This is a genomic window from Streptomyces sp. NBC_00057, from assembly GCF_045041165.1.
Classification (GTDB): domain Bacteria; phylum Actinomycetota; class Actinomycetes; order Streptomycetales; family Streptomycetaceae; genus Streptomyces.
Map to the genome: position 1 here is coordinate 1482410 of NZ_CP108256.1, position 14449 is coordinate 1496858.

At 68.5% G+C, this 14449-nt stretch carries 10 protein-coding genes and 3 pseudogenes; 9 read left to right on the plus strand and 4 right to left on the minus strand.

The genetic code is table 11. The features are described from left to right. Positions 1-582: 582 nt before the first annotated feature. Both OG953_RS07135 and OG953_RS07140 read left to right on the plus strand, forming a co-directional pair. Complete coding sequence (locus OG953_RS07135; RefSeq protein WP_405683093.1) at positions 583-1515, plus strand: hypothetical protein; 933 nt, start codon at positions 583-585, stop codon at positions 1513-1515. A 504-nt stretch (positions 1516-2019) separates the two neighbouring features. Then, positions 2020-2790 carry a GNAT family N-acetyltransferase gene (locus OG953_RS07140; RefSeq protein WP_405683094.1) on the plus strand — a complete coding sequence of 257 codons (771 nt, stop codon included), beginning with the start codon at positions 2020-2022 and terminating at the stop codon, positions 2788-2790. Between the two features lie 314 nt (positions 2791-3104). Here the strand turns inward: OG953_RS07140 and OG953_RS07145 are convergent, their stop codons facing one another. Beyond that, a complete protein-coding gene (locus tag OG953_RS07145; protein ID WP_405683095.1) occupies positions 3105-4616 on the minus strand; it encodes a DUF6801 domain-containing protein in 1512 nt (503 codons plus the stop codon). A 142-nt stretch (positions 4617-4758) separates the two neighbouring features. After that, positions 4759-5373, minus strand: coding sequence for a hypothetical protein (locus OG953_RS07150; protein WP_405683096.1), 615 nt, complete (start codon positions 5371-5373; stop codon positions 4759-4761). Between the two features lie 773 nt (positions 5374-6146). Between OG953_RS07150 and OG953_RS07155 the strand changes: the two genes are divergently transcribed. The 5 genes and pseudogenes from OG953_RS07155 to OG953_RS07175 all read left to right on the plus strand — a co-directional run bounded on the left by OG953_RS07155 (position 6147) and on the right by OG953_RS07175 (position 11593). Continuing rightward, on the plus strand, positions 6147-7361 hold the full coding sequence (locus OG953_RS07155) for a helix-turn-helix domain-containing protein (RefSeq protein WP_405683097.1): 1215 nt from the start codon (positions 6147-6149) through the stop codon (positions 7359-7361). 216 nt (positions 7362-7577) lie between these two features. Next, a complete protein-coding gene (locus OG953_RS07160; RefSeq protein ID WP_405683098.1) occupies positions 7578-7841 on the plus strand; it encodes a hypothetical protein in 264 nt (87 codons plus the stop codon). Between the two features lie 68 nt (positions 7842-7909). Continuing rightward, positions 7910-8283 (plus strand): annotated as a pseudogene (locus tag OG953_RS07165) (acyl-CoA dehydrogenase family protein); the annotation flags it as partial. 348 nt (positions 8284-8631) lie between these two features. Continuing rightward, a complete protein-coding gene (locus OG953_RS07170; RefSeq protein WP_405691699.1) occupies positions 8632-9459 on the plus strand; it encodes a hypothetical protein in 828 nt (275 codons plus the stop codon). Between the two features lie 58 nt (positions 9460-9517). Next, entirely contained in the window at positions 9518-11593 is a 2076-nt protein-coding gene (locus OG953_RS07175) for an MDR family MFS transporter (protein ID WP_405683099.1), read from the plus strand. A 26-nt stretch (positions 11594-11619) separates the two neighbouring features. Here OG953_RS07175 and OG953_RS07180 read toward each other — a convergent pair whose 3' ends face one another. Beyond that, a complete protein-coding gene (locus OG953_RS07180; RefSeq protein ID WP_405683100.1) occupies positions 11620-12069 on the minus strand; it encodes a YchJ family protein in 450 nt (149 codons plus the stop codon). Positions 12070-12099: 30 nt separating this feature from the next. Then, positions 12100-12735, minus strand: a pseudogene (locus tag OG953_RS07185) (GlxA family transcriptional regulator); the annotation flags it as partial. Position 12736: 1 nt separating this feature from the next. Between OG953_RS07185 and OG953_RS07190 the strand changes: the two are divergent. Both OG953_RS07190 and OG953_RS07195 read left to right on the plus strand, forming a co-directional pair. Continuing rightward, positions 12737-12886, plus strand: a pseudogene (locus OG953_RS07190) (cupin); the annotation flags it as partial. 59 nt (positions 12887-12945) lie between these two features. Continuing rightward, positions 12946-14433: a membrane-associated oxidoreductase gene (locus OG953_RS07195; protein ID WP_405683101.1), complete on the plus strand. Its 1488-nt coding sequence runs from the start codon at positions 12946-12948 to the stop codon at positions 14431-14433. The last annotated feature ends 16 nt before the right edge of the window (positions 14434-14449 follow it).

The following is a 14449-nucleotide window of genomic DNA, read 5'->3' on the forward strand; positions in this document are numbered from 1 at the left end:
GGGCGACGTTACGGCCGGGTAACCTGGCCCGCAATACCGGTTCTCCAAGTTTTCGCGAGCCCGTGCCGAGCCGTCGATTTCTTGGCATTGTCTGAGCAGGGGACCCGGGGGGATTGTCGCCGAGTGACAAGTCCCGCAGCTCTCGTGACGAGGTCTCGACGATCACGACAAGCCGCCCGATGAGCACCTGGACCGGCGCGAACACACAAGAGGGAGCATCAATTCCGCTACGGGCACGCACCACGACGCTTCGAATCCCGCCCCGGAGCAGTACGCACGACGTGACAAGGTGGCCTGATGCCGTACTCACCTGCGGACGAGAAGTCATGTTCGCGGGCAGATTCTCAAACGGCGGGATTGTGCGCCAGTGTTTCTCGCCAGTAACCTCACGGCTCGGTGAATGGGGAGTCCGACCGGCATTGCTCGATGCGGACCCCGGCACCCGCATTCCGCACACCTATGGTCTGCGCACCCCTCACGCCATGACCGAACCACGCCGGCTTCGGGGCGCCGCAGGCAGACCGAGCAACTCCGGACTCACCAGGCCGCCTCGATGACGGCTGCCTCAAAAAAGGGGAAGACATGAGATCTGGTTCGAACCGGGCGCGCGTGGGGCTGTTGGCCTCCTTCACCGCACTTGCCGCCTTCGCGTCCATGGGGTCGGCCACCGCGGCCACGTCCCTGAACGGCAACTGGGCGCCCTTCACCCGCTGTCCCGTGGACGCTCCCGCCATGCTGGCCGCGGACGGCGCGACCGACACCGCCGTCTGCGTCTCCTCGCACTCGGCGAGCGGCTCCATCAAGCTCGGCAACACCGTGGTTCCGGTGGGCGCCAGCGACCTCCAGGTCGGGGTGGTCACGCATCCGGGAGGCGGAGCAACCGTGGTCTCACCTCCGGGCGGAGCCCTCGTCGCCGACTCCGCGCAGATCCCCGGCGGGCTGCTCGGCCTGATGTGCCCGAGCGACATTCCCGTGATCACCGGCATCTGCAACCAGCTGACCGACAACACCCTGAACCGGGTGACCGCCACCATCGAGTCCGTCAACAACCCCAGCGACTTCCAGCTCCTCGCGGGAACCACCACCGGAAAGCCGATCATCACGCTGCCGGTGCGTATCCACCTGGAGAACCCTTTCCTCGGCAATTCGTGCTACATCGGCTCCGCTTCGGACCCGATCCTGCTCCGCCCGCAGAACCTGACGCGTCCGAGCGTCGGCACCCAGCAGTTCGCCGGCGACGGCAGCACCGACGCGACCGGTCCCATGGGCCGGATCAGCCTCGTGGGCGCCAACCAGACCGACACGACGTACGCGGTCCCGGGGGCCAGTGGCTGCGGGCTGGGCCTGCTCAACTGGGCGGTGAATCTGAAGACCGGGCTGCCGTCCGCCTCGGGCAACAACAACGTGACCCTCAACAACGCCCAGACGTACGTCGCGACGATCAACAACCCCGGCAGCGTCGCCCCCGACGCGGGCAAGCTGCTGTCGCAGTACTGGCACTCGGCGGCCCAGTAGCCACCGCCCGTGCCGTACCCAACGCCCCGGTGGGGTCACGCTCCTGGCGGAGGTGGCCCCACCGGGGCGTACGAGCGCATCGCGGACGAGCGCATCGCGGACGGGCAGTTCCTGCGCGGGGCGGGCGCTCCCCGGCCGACCGTCGTCGGCCCGGCTGCCAGGGACGTCGGACGTCGGCCACGTCGTGGCGCCGTGGAAGACCTGAAGCGTGACGTCGTCGGTGAATCGCCGATGTGGATTCTTCGAGCGGTCACGACGCGGCACCGGCGCGTTCGAATCGGAACACAGCCGACCGGGTACGCCGGACATCACCTGCGTGCAGCGCACCGCTCGCATCGCGGCGCCCGTACGCCCGGCCCGCTGATCAGTCACCGCGGCAGCCGTTGGACACCACCTGAGAGAGCGGACGCGGCCTATGAATCCGGCGTCATGTTCTGCTTCGGAGTCAGTGAGGTTTTCCCAACGGTGATCAGACCAAGTGGTATTGATCCATAGACTGACCGCATGTCAGCAACGGATCTCCAGCGCATCACGGCCTTTCGCTTGTCCTTCGCCCGACGTCAGGCCGCTGTCGTGACGGAGGTTTCCGGTGGCGTGGCGGTCCTGGACCCGGAGTACGCGGCATCGTACGAACACAACCAGCTCGTCATCGAAGGAACGCCGGCTCCCCTCGAACTCCCCGCTCTGGCCGAGACCGCTCTTGGCCACTTGCACCACCGCCAGATCACGATCCTCGACGACAACGCGGGTATCGTCTGTGCACCCGCCCTCACCGCAGCCGGATACGCCCACACGACCGAACTCGTCATGACGTACTCCGGCTCTGCCGCCGTCCCTGACTCGCCCGCACAGTCGGTCACTCTCGCCGAGCTGCGACCCGCTCTGGTCCGCCAACTCCGGATCTGGATGCCTCAGGCAGAGGACGCCGTGGTCCGCCAGCTCGCCGACCGCCGAACAGCCCGCCTCCGCGGTGCCGAGCAGGTCCGTTTCCTCGCCGTCCACGACGAGAACGGAACTGTCGGTTCCTGGGCCGACGTCTACCTCGACGCGGCTCAGGGGATCGCCCAGATCGAGGACGTCGTCACCGCCGACACTCACGTCCGACGCGGCTACGCACAGACCACCCTCGCCACCGCTCTGCAGCACGCTTCGGACTGCAGCCTGGTCTTCCTCCTCGCCGACCCTGACGACTGGCCGCACAACTGGTACATCCGCTGTGGCTTCAACCCGATCGGCCGCTTCCACATATTCACCCGCACGGAGGCCGAGAGCTGAGCAGACCGCTGCTCCTGGACGGTCCTTCGTCGTCGCGGACAGCCACAAAGGCTCCGGTACGACAGGTCTCACCACGAGATCATGTTCCGTAGCCACCGGAGTTTTCATGTTGGTCACCTATTCCGGTGACTTCCCCTGGATGTCTGCTCCGGCCACATCGGAGACATTGAATCGCAGATCGTCGATGAACCCGATTTCCCCTCCCTGCCCCTGGTCCATGGCGACCACGCGACATCCCACCGTTCTCCGGTTGAGGAACGAGTACGCCGACGCCGGATCGGCGGACTGTGTTCTGCCTTGCCTCCTCAGAGGCTTCACGACTCTGTGCCAGGAATCACCGGCATGGTCGCCGGGCAGATGGTCGAGGGCTCAACCGGAATACAGGTGGTGCCCTGATTCATGATGATCGCGTTTCCTGGACCAGAGATGGAGGCAGTGAACAGAGAGTCAAGGTCTTCACCACCCGTTCCGCAGCCGGAGAACGCCGGAATGGTCACCACGCCGCTCATCAAGCCGCCTTGAAGCACATTCAAGTACTTCGGGTCCTTGGTGAAATCTCCGCGAAGAACGACCTTGAAGGGGGAAGCGGTCCGGCAGTCGCTCCCCACGTCCAGGGCGACGCCGTTCACCTTCACGTCGTACAGCCTCAAGGACTGCATGAAGGAAGCCACCGCGAAGTTCTCCCGTACGGGGGGATGAGGGATCGCGGTTCCCGTAGAGATCGTCAAAGGTCCGTTCTCGAACTCCACCTTGGCGGAGACCGGCTGGAACCCGAAAGTCAGAAAGGTGGACTCGGCGTCGGGAAGCTTGAGATTGCCGATCGAGTCGAGTTGGGTGAACGACCCCCCTTCCTGCGTTGCCCGACGGGTCGACGACCGTTTGTTCGCGTAGACGCTGATCAGCGCGGGCTTCTTCGTCGGATCATTGATGATCATCGCGCCATTGAGCTTGCGGACATTGGCCATTCCCACGGCGTACGCACAACCGGGGTAGACCCCGGGCAGGTCGCGCACGACGAGGGCGGCGCCCGGGGCAGGCTTCGGCGCGTCACTGGTGTCCATCTCCCCCACGGGAGGGTCGACCGGACACGGATTGGCCGGGCCCTCGGCCGGCTCGTCCTGCGGCGTCACCGTGATGGCGTTGTTCTTCTCGCCGCTCCCGTCTCCGGGCTCGCCCGGCTTCGTGGTCTGCGGTGCTCCCGATGCCTCCTCACCCACTACCGGGATCGCGCCCAGGCGCCCCGACTCCTCTGCGCCCCTCTCGCACTGCAGGACGACGGGATCGGCCTCGGTCCCCTGCCCGTCGACGGCGGCGCTCAGCTCCAGCGTCAGCTTCCCCGCCGTGAACGTGACATCGCCCGCAGCACCGACAGTGACGGAGGGGACCTGTCCGGAGTGGACCAACCGGACGTCCTCGTCGGCAGTGAGTGACGTGACGGGGGAGGCGAAGTCCGTCCACTGCGCCTGGGCCGCCTGATCGTTCTGCGCCACCTCGACATCGAGCGTCGCCGAACTCACCACTCCGGTGGCGTCGGCCGGCAGGAGCGAGGCGAGGTCGGTGCCCGCCAGTTCCACCGTGATACTCACGTCCTGCGGACTCATCTCCACGCCCGCCTCTCCGGATTCCGGAAAGTCCGCGCGCACCTCCATCGACACCTGCCCGGGGCCGGAAGGCAGTGGACAGTCATATGTCACCGCTGCAACGGCATCCGACTCGTCCGCAGCCGACCCGGGACCGGACAGCAGCCCCGCAAGCGTGGCGACCGCCGCAACCGAAGCCATGCGTACGGACCGCCTGCCGGCGGATACAGGTGTCTTTACGGTCATGTCGGCCCTGTCCTCTACTTCCTGCCGTCCAGCGTGTTGCCTTGCACGACGCCGCGCGCACGGCGCTGCGGACAATGAAGGGCCCGGGCCGAAGGCGGCAGAGTCTGCGCACCTACGGCCCGGCCCGTGTTCGCGGCACGTATCACGGAGTGGAGATCCCCGGGGACGTGCCCGTCGCCGTCATGGTGACGTGATAAGACGCGTTGAAGCCGGCGACGTCGCCGTTGGTGATGAGGCCGAGGCAGCTGGCGTTCGAGGCGACGAGCTCGTTTCCGGTACCGTCGATGACCAGGTCACCTGTGCTGTTGTCGTAGTAGCCGTGGACCGTTCCCGTGAAGTCGGCGCTGCAGCCGATCCCCGAGACGTGGGCCGAGATGGAGCTCACGTTGGCCTTGACCCTGTTCGGGTTCGCGGAGTCGACCGACAGGGCGTCGATCTTCCATGGCGACGTCTTCATGGTGACGGTGAAGGCGATGCCGGCCACATCGCACGTGTTGAACGTGATGGTGTTGATGTCACCGATCCCGAGGCCGTCGCTGTCGGTCGCCAGAAGGGTTCCGCCGGCGTCGGAGGAATCGCAGTAGAGGGACGCGAGCGGCACGTCCAGCGTCGGGCCGACGGCATGGGCGGTAAAGGCACCCGACGGCGTGGCCGACCACGGCGAGGCGACACCGGCCGAGGCCGTCGACACCGTCATTCCGATGGCCGCGCCGAGGGCGGCGGTTACAACTGCGGCTCTGCGTGCAAGGGTGTTCACGGATCCGTATCCCTTCAGGATGTATGACCCGGCGCCGGGGCTCGCCTCCGGCCGGATTCGGCAGAGCTCCCGGGGCGGGGCCACAGGACAGAGAGTGGCAGTCCGGCCTGACCGACTGCGCGACCACTTGCGTTCGGCGAAGACGCTACGGGCGAGTAATGTTGCTCCGCAACTCTCGGGACGAAGAATCTCCGAAAGCGCACTCGTCGGGCAATAAATTGTTCCGAGGCGAGTACGGGCTCACGGATTCTTATCCAGAAGTGAGTGGTTCCGGCCTGGTGGTGGTGCGGCTCGCGTCGACCGCATCGACCGATCGGCGACCGGGCCTCCCGGCAACTCCCCACGTCACACCCCCTGCTGCGAAACGGCGCCAGTGCCTACTGGCGCGCTGCGCGGCCACCGGAGCGAGCGCCCTTGACTTCGCCGCGCCCGCACAGTCGAATTACCACCGGAATACCGATCGTGACTCGCTTTCCATGACAGGTTACGGCCGTACAAGGAATCCCCGGCGCTCCAGAAATTTCTTGTCACCTCGTGCCGAACCTGAATACGGGCCCGCTCCGGCCGCCGGAACCCCGGCCGGCCCGGGACAGGAGCGTCCCGGCCCCGGCACGGCAATACGTGCCCCTTGCATCTCGTGCTGTCACGACGGTGTCCACGGGCCCCTGCTTGGACTATCTTCAGCAGCCCACGTTGGTACGCACCTGACGGCTTGGGAGCGCTCCTCCCACGGCCCACCCCCCATCGGGCGCCGGAGAGCAAGGGATGCAGGCATGCCGGGAGTTGTACAGCCCTCGGACCTCGGAGAACCACTGGGACCGTTGCCGCAGGAGTTCGCCGCGATCGTGCGGCCCGAACTCCCCAGCCTGATCAAGGAGATCGGGCTGGAGGTGACGCGCGCCTACCCCGAGTACGCGCGGCTCCTCGACGGTCCCTACGGCCAGGGCATCCGGGTCGGCGTCGAGCAGAGCATCTCCGTCTTCGTGGACCAGGTCGCCGAGCCGTCCGCTCCCTCCGCACTGCGCGACGAGATGTGCCGCAGGTTCGGCAGGTTCGAGGCGTACGAGGGGCGCGGCCTGGACCAGTTGCAGGGGGCGTACCGTCTGGGCGCCCGGATCGCGCTGCGCCGGGCCAAGAAGGTGGGCCGACGCTACAACCTCTCCCCCACGATGATGCTCACCTTCGCCGACGCCCTGTTCTCGTACGTCGATGAGCTCGAAGCGCTGTCCCGCGAGGGCTACTTGGAGGTCCGGGCGGCCTCCGGCGACCACACGGACACCCTCCGGCGGCGTCTGCTGCATCTGGTGCTCGCCGGCCGGCCCGTGCCTCGTACCGCCATCACCGAACTCTGCGAGCAGACCGGCTGGGTACTGCCCGACGAGGTGACTCTCGTCGCGGTGCGCCACTCGGCGGACCTCGGGCGGCTCGGCGCCGACCGCGACGTCCTCGTCGACTTCACCGACCCGCAGCCGCACTTACTTGTCCCGGGACCGTTCGACGAGATGCGAAGACGCATGCTCGATCACGCGCTCCCGGGTGCCCGCGCCGCAATCGGCCTGACCGTTCCCACCGCCCTGGCCTCGGAATCGATCCGCTGGGCCCGTCGCGTGCTCGAACTCGTCGACGCGGGCGTCATCGACGAAGCACCCGTCATCCTCTGCGAAGACCACCTCATCACCCTGTGGCTCCTCTCCGACCCGGCCCTCCTGGACCAGCTCGCACGGCGTGAACTCGCTCCGATAGCCGGTATCAGCGCCAATCGGCGCGAGCGGCTGATCGAGACATTGCGGATCTGGCTCAACACCCGTGGAACCGCCGCCCAGATGGGCGAGCTGCTCGACGTACACCCGCAGACCGTCCGCTACCGGATGCGCAATCTGGAATCCATCTTCGGCGAGCAACTCGTCGACCCCGAGTCCCGGTTCTCGACCGAGGCCGTGCTCCGCGCGATGCAGCTGCGTGCCCGCAGCGACGACACACCGCTCTGATCGGCGCAGCGTGGGTCCCGACCCGAGCACGTTCCTCACGCGGAGTCAACTTACTTACGAGTAAGGAAAAATAGCCGGTCACTCTCAAACGGTTGCCACACGGAGACGTTCTCAACGAGAAACCCGGAAGTGCGTCCCGTACATATGGAGAAGTCGGCCGCCCGCTGGCGGCCGCGCCGAAGAACCGCCTCCTGGCCAACCATCCGAGAGGGCCCCATGACCGCCTCGCACCTCCTCGTCCCCGTGCCGATCCCGGACCGGGTCGCCGCGCTGATCGGGGCCTGCATCCCGCCGCACATCGTGGAGGCGGAGTTCGATGCCGAATGCGCCGCGCGCGAGGTGCGCAGGTTCCGCGGCCCGCGGCTCTGCGTCGAGGACCAGGCCGACCGCGAGCTGGCACTCGCCGAGCTGGCCCGCGCCAACAAGATCCTCGCCGCCCACCACCCCCGGCTGCCGGTGCACCCCGGTGACCCCTGGTGACTCAGCGGCATCTCCCCATCCCGCCCTCGGGGCTGACCGCTACTTCGACATCCTGAAGACCTGAGCCCGTGAGCTACTTCTCGCTCGCGCTCACCGAGGAGCAGCAGGATCTGCGCAACCGGATGCACGGCTTCGCCGCCCAGGTCGTCCGCCCCGCAGCCGCCGAGCAGGACGCACGGGAGGAGACTCCGTGGCCCGTCATCCAGGAAGCCGCACGGATCGGGCTGTACGGATTCGAATCCCTCGCCGACATGTACGGCGACCCCTCCGGATCGCCAACGAGGAGCTGTTCCGGGGCGACGCGGGAATCGGCATGACACTCTTCGGCACCTCCCTCGCCGCCGCCGGGATCTTCGCCTCCGGCACGCCGGACCAGCTGGCCGAGTGGGTGCCGCAGTGTTACGGCGACGAGGACGACCCGAAGGTCGCCGCCTTCTGCGTCCAATCTGCCGCGCGGCGAGTACCGCATCGACGGGGTCCACAGCCTTGCCGTCAGCCCCACCGGGTACAAGGCGCTGAGCATGGTCCACGGGTCCACGGACGACGTCTGCCGGCGCATCGGCTGACCTCGCTCCGGCCGGAGCCCCGGGCCGACCGCACCCACTGCCGTCGCGTCCGGATCGCCGGCCGGATTCTGATCCGCCGCATCGGGCGGGAGAATGCCGGACAGTGGCGGCGCGTGCGGCGCGGTCGACTGGGGCAGACTGTCCGACCGCTCCGGGTCGTAGGCGGGCAACGCCGTCGAGATCGTCGAACCACCGTCCGCCGACACACTCCATGGGAGAACACCATGCCCGCCGGCCCGCGCCCGTCCGTCCTCTTCGTCACCGACCTCGCCTACGAAGCCCGCGGTCGCCGCTACTGCGACGAGGACATCTTTCTGACGTCGCGGCTGCGCGAGGACTTCGATGTCGCCCTCTGTCACCCCCGGGACGCCGCCGCACTGCTGGACGGCTTCGACGCGGTCGTCGTACGCAACAGCGGTCCGGTGCTGCACTACCAGGAGGCCTATGACGCCTTCCGCGCGCGGGCGCGGGAGCTGGACGTACGCGTCTACAACCCGCTGGAGGGCCGGGGGGACATGGCGGGCAAGCAGTATCTGGTCGATCTGAGCCGGGCCGGATTTCCGGTGATCCCCACGGTGGACCGGGCGGCGGATCTGGGGCTGCTGCCCGCGGCCGCGGAGTACGCGGTCAAGCCGAAGCTGGGGGCGGACTCGGTAGGGCTGCGGTTCATACGGGAGGCCGCGCTGCCGGAGAACGAGGACGGCACTCTGCTCGTCCAGCCACGGATCGACTTCCGTTACGAGGTGTCGTTCTACTTCATCGACCGCGACTTCCAGTACGCGCTGTACGCACCCGACCCGGAGCGGCGTTGGGTGCTGGAGCCGTACACACCGAGCGCGGCGGATCTGGAATTCGCCCGGATTTTCGTGGCGTGGAACAGTCTCGACCACGGCATCCAGCGGGTCGACGCCTGCCGTACCGCAGAGGGCGATCTGCTGCTCGTCGAACTGGAAGACCTCAATCCGTATCTCTCGCTGAACCGGGTGGCGGAGCCGGTACGGGAGGCATTCGTGACCCGTATGAAGGCTTCCCTGCGGGATCTGCTGGCCTGACGCCCCGTCCGGCGGTCCCCCGCATGCGGGAGACGCGGGCCGGTGTGAGGGTGCAGACGTGACCACTGCCAGCGAGACCGCCCCCGCCGCGCAGAGTGCCGCCGCGCCGCCCGTTCTCGATCCGCGCCGCAGGAACATCGTCTTCGCGACCATCGTGCTGGGGATTCTGCTGGCAGCCCTGGACCAGACGATCGTCGGCACCGCACTGCCGACGATCGTCTCGGATCTCGGCGGCGCCGCCCACATGTCCTGGGTGGTCACCGCATATCTGCTCGCCGAGACGGTGGCGACGGTCCTGGCCGGCAAGTTCGGCGACCTGTTCGGCCGGAAGATCATCTTCCAGCTGTCGGCGATCATCTTCATCACCGGCTCGTTCCTGTGCGGACTCGCGACCAACATGACGCTCCTGATCGTCTGGCGCGGACTGCAGGGCATCGGCGCGGGCGGGCTGATGGTCACCTCGATGGCGCTGATCGCCGATGTGATCCCCTTGCGCGAGCGCGGCAAGTACCAGGGTGCGATGGGCGCGGTCTTCGGGGTGTCGACGGTGATCGGGCCGTTGCTCGGCGGACTCTTCACCGACCATCTGAGCTGGCGCTGGGCGTTCTACGTCAATGTGCCGATCGCGATCGTGGTGGTCATCGCCGCCGCCCGGACGATCCCGTCGGTGAAGACGGCCGGGCGGCCCGTGATCGACTATCCGGGCATCGCGATGGTCACGGTCGGCGCGAGCGCGCTGATCCTCGCGACGAGCTGGGGCGGCAACGAGTACGCGTGGGGGTCGCCCGTCGTCATCGGTCTCTTCACGGGCGGAGCCGTCGCGCTGGCGGTCTTCTGCCTCGTGGAGTTCCGGGCGAAGGAACCGATGCTGCCGATGCGGCTGTTCCGGAATCCGGTGTTCACCGTCTGCTCGATCCTCAGCTTCATCGTGGGTTTCGCGATGCTCGGCGCGATGACCTTCCTGCCGACGTATCTGCAGTACGTGGACGGGGACTCGGCGACCATTTCGGGGGTACGGACGCTGCCGATGGTCATCGGGCTGCTCGGCGCCTCGATCTTCAGCGGCACCATGGTCTCCAGGACGGGCCGGTACCGGATCTTCCCCGTCGTGGGCTCACTCGTCATGGCGCTCGGGCTGTTCCTGCTCTCCCTGATGGGCCCGGACAGCGGGGTGTGGCCGGAGTCGCTGTACATGCTGGTGCTCGGCGTCGGCATCGGGCTGTCCATGCAGGTGCTGACCATCGCCGTGCAGAACACGGTCGACTACTCGGATCTGGGTACGGCGACGTCGGGCGTCACGTTCTTCCGTACGCTCGGCAGCTCCTTCGGCACGGCGGTGTTCGGCACGATCTACGCCAATGCGCTGAAGCCGAATCTGACCGACGGCGTCGCGGCGGCGGCCCGGGCGGGCGGCGACCCCGCCGTACTGACGAAGGCCGCGCAGAGCCCGCAGGGGCTGCACGGACTGCCCGCCGCGCAGTCCGCGCCACTGGCCCAGGCATACGCCGACACACTGCACACCGTGTTCCTGTGGACGGTGCCGGTCGCGGTCCTGGGGTTCGTCGTGGCGCTCTTCCTGAAGCAGGTGAAGCTGCGCGACACGGCGCGGGTCGGCTCGACGGACATGGGCGAGGGGTTCGCCCAGCCCGGCGCCGGCGACTCGGCCAAGCTCCTGGAATTCTCCGTGGCCAAGATCCTGCACGGAGCGCGTGGGGACACCGCACGGCGGATCGTCGCGGAGTCGGACACCCGGCTGGACATGGCAGGGGCCTGGGCGGTGATGCAGGTCGAGCTGTTCACCCGGATGGTCGGCCATGCGGGTCTGAACCTGATCGCGACCCGGCACCGGGTTCCGCCGGAGGTGCTGGTGCCGGTCTTCGACCGGATGATCGAGGAGGGCTATCTCACCGGCGACGGTCATCTGTTCATGCATACGGCCGCCGGGAGGCGGGAGGCCGCGGCGATCAACGACGCGTGGGCGCGGTGGCTCAATGAGCGCCTGGACGAGAACGGGGCACGCCCGGACGACCGGCAGCTGCGGGCGGCGGTGGATGTGATCGCCAAGCGGTTGCTGGCGGAGGACCTGACGCAGGAGCTCTCGCCGGAGAAGCCGCGGGTGGAGGCCGCCATCTGAACGGGCCCGGTCACCGCGCGGCCGGGTCAGTCGACGAAGACCGCCGTCGAGTACACCCAGGCGCCCTCGCACCGGACGAAGCGGCTCTTCTCGTGGAGCGAGTCCGGCCGCCCGTTGTCGGTGTAGTGCGCGCGGAAGGTGACCGTTCCTGTGGTGTGGAACGCGCTGCCGTCCGTCGTCTCCAGGATCTCCAGGCGCACCCAGCGCATCCCGGGGTCGAAGTCGACGGCGGGCGGCCGGGTGTCGGGGTGCCAGGTGCGGAGCAGATACGCCTCGTCCCGGACGACGAATGCGGCGTACCGGGAGCGCATCAGCGCCTCGCAGGTCGGCGCTGCGACGGTCCCGGCGTGCAGGCGGCCGCAGCAGTCCGCGTAGGTGGCGGGCAGGCCGCACGGGCACGGCGACTCCGCGGTGATCGCGGGTGTCCGCGCTTTGGCGGTGGCGGACCGCTTCGGTCGTGTGGTGCGTCGTGACATGCGTCCATTGTCACCTGCGGCCCGGTCGGTTCAGCCGGCCGGGGTGAAGCGGCGACGGTACTCGCCGGGGGCCAGTCCGGTGCGGCGGCGGAGCCGGGTCCGCAGATTCGTCGCCGTACCGAGTCCGCTGGTGCGGGCGACCACGTCGGGGCGTTCCTCGCCGCGCTCCATCAGGCGGCAGGCGAGGGTGATCCGGCGTTCGGTCAGCCGGCCGAGCGGGGTCGTGCCGAGCTGGGCGCGGAAGCGACGGTGCAGGGTGGCCGGGCTGACGGCGGCGCGGGCGGCGAGACCGGTCACGGTGAGGTCCGTGCCGAGGTGTTCCTCGGCCCAGGCGAGGAGCGGGCCGAGCGAGGTGTCGGGGACGTCGGGCAGGGGGTGCTCGATGAACTGGCGCCGGCCGCCGTCGCGGTGGGCCGCGAAGACCGGACGGCGGCTCACAGCGGCCGCGATCTCCGCGCCGTGGTCGGAGCGGATGATGTGGAGACCGGTGTCCAGGGCAGCGGCGCTGCCGACTGCGGTAATCACCCGGCCGTCGTCGACGAACAGCACATCGGGGTCGAGGTGGACCTGCGGGTGGCGGGCGGTGAAGGCGCCGGCCCAGTGCCAGTGGGTGGTGGCCCGTCGGCCGTCCAGCACTCCGGCGGCGGCCAGCGTGAACGTACCCGTAGTTCCGCGCGGGACCTGGCACAAGCCGTCCGCCGCCGACGGGGCCTCGGTCCTGTTCTTCGAGCCGTCCGGTACCCCGTCGGTGGGCGACCGGCACGACGAGGTCCCCGGCCATGTGGATGTGACGATCGGCCATGCCCTGGGAAGCTGAACGCGGCGCTGCCCCGGCGGGGTTGACACTGTGACGGGCCGCGGGTCAGAGTCCCGCCGATGGAGATCACCGAGCTGACCCCCGCCGAGCGCCGCGTATGGGATGCCTTCCCGCGCGGCGTTCCCGTCGACTTCCGTACGGGCGTGGAGGCCGAGGACGACCCGGAGACCGGGGCCGACTGGGGGCCGGAGCGCACGGTACGCGGCGAGGTGCTGCGGGCCCTGCTGATCAGCGGTCGGCAGGAGGACGGCGAGGTGGCCGCGCTGCGTGTGATGGGCGCACACATCTCGGGCTCCCTGAACGTGCGGTACGCGACGGCCGAGTACGCGGTGCTGCTGGCCGGCTGTCACTTCGAACAGGCGCCGAATCTGTACGGGGCGCAGCTGCGCCAGCTCAACCTCAGCAATTCGGTGCTCCCGGGCCTGGCCGCCGCCACCGTCCGGATCGACGGCGTACTGAGGCTCACGGACTGCCGGATCTCCGGCCCGGTCCGGCTCGGCGGTTCGAGGATCACCCAGGCGTTGTTCTTCGACCGCACCCGGATCGGGGTGAATGCCGACGGTTCGACGGCGGACAACGACGAAGCGGTGCTCCAGCTCAATCATGTGATCGCCGGGGACGACATGTGGCTGCCGGCACTCGTCGTGCACGGCGAGTGCCGGCTCGACGGTGCCGCAGTCACCGGGCAGGTCCTGCTGAACGACGCCGAGCTGCTGAATCCGGGGGCGACCGCCCTCCAGGCGGAGACGCTGACGGTCGGCACCGATGTCCACGCGATGCGGATCCGGGTCGAGGGGCGGACCAATGTGCGCGGCAGCCGGATACCGGGGCAGCTCAACTTCGCGTACGCGCGGCTTTCGAACCCCGGCGGTGTCGCCGTGCGTGCCAGCAGTTGCACGGTCGGCGAGCTGTGGCTTCGCGAGGCGGCCCCCATCGAGGGAAGGGTGCATCTGCGCCGCGCGCAGATCGATCTCATCCACGCCGACCCGGCGATCTGGCCGCGCGATGTGCGCCTCGACGGGCTGACGTACACCGCTCTGCTCCCCCATCTGCCCGCCGAGCAACGACTGCCGTTGCTCGGACGCGAGGAGGAAGGATACGTTCCGTACGCGTACGAGCAGTTGACTGCGGCGTACCGGCGGATCGGTGACGACGACGCGGCACGCACCGTGCTGCTCGCCAAACAGCGCACCCACCGCGCCACGCTGCCGGGATACGCGAGGGTGTGGGGGTATCTGCAGGACGTCACCGTGGGGTACGGCTTCCGGCCTGTGCGGGCGGCGGCCTGGCTCTTCTCGCTGCTGCTCATCGGGTCGCTGGCGTACGGACTGCACCGTCCGCCGCCACTGAAGGCCGGTGAGGCCCCGCCGTTCAGTGCGTTCTTCTACACCCTGGATCTGCTGCTGCCGATCATCGACTTCGGGCAGGAGAAGGCGTTCAACCCGCAGGGCTGGTACCAGTACCTGTCGTATCTGCTGATCGCGGCCGGGTGGCTGCTCGCGACGACGATCGCCGCGGGCATCACCCGGTCGGTCAGCCGTCAGTGACGGCGCGGGGCCGGGC

Coding starts and splice junctions, on each gene's coding strand:
- OG953_RS07135 (WP_405683093.1), top strand. CDS start 583: ATGAGATCTGGTTCGAACCGGGCGCGCGTGGGGCTGTTGGCCTCCTTC.
- OG953_RS07140 (WP_405683094.1), top strand. CDS start 2,020: ATGTCAGCAACGGATCTCCAGCGCATCACGGCCTTTCGCTTGTCCTTC.
- OG953_RS07145 (WP_405683095.1), bottom strand. CDS start 4,616: ATGACCGTAAAGACACCTGTATCCGCCGGCAGGCGGTCCGTACGCATG.
- OG953_RS07155 (WP_405683097.1), top strand. CDS start 6,147: ATGCCGGGAGTTGTACAGCCCTCGGACCTCGGAGAACCACTGGGACCG.
- OG953_RS07160 (WP_405683098.1), top strand. CDS start 7,578: ATGACCGCCTCGCACCTCCTCGTCCCCGTGCCGATCCCGGACCGGGTC.
- OG953_RS07170 (WP_405691699.1), top strand. CDS start 8,632: ATGCCCGCCGGCCCGCGCCCGTCCGTCCTCTTCGTCACCGACCTCGCC.
- OG953_RS07180 (WP_405683100.1), bottom strand. CDS start 12,069: ATGTCACGACGCACCACACGACCGAAGCGGTCCGCCACCGCCAAAGCG.
- OG953_RS07195 (WP_405683101.1), top strand. CDS start 12,946: ATGGAGATCACCGAGCTGACCCCCGCCGAGCGCCGCGTATGGGATGCC.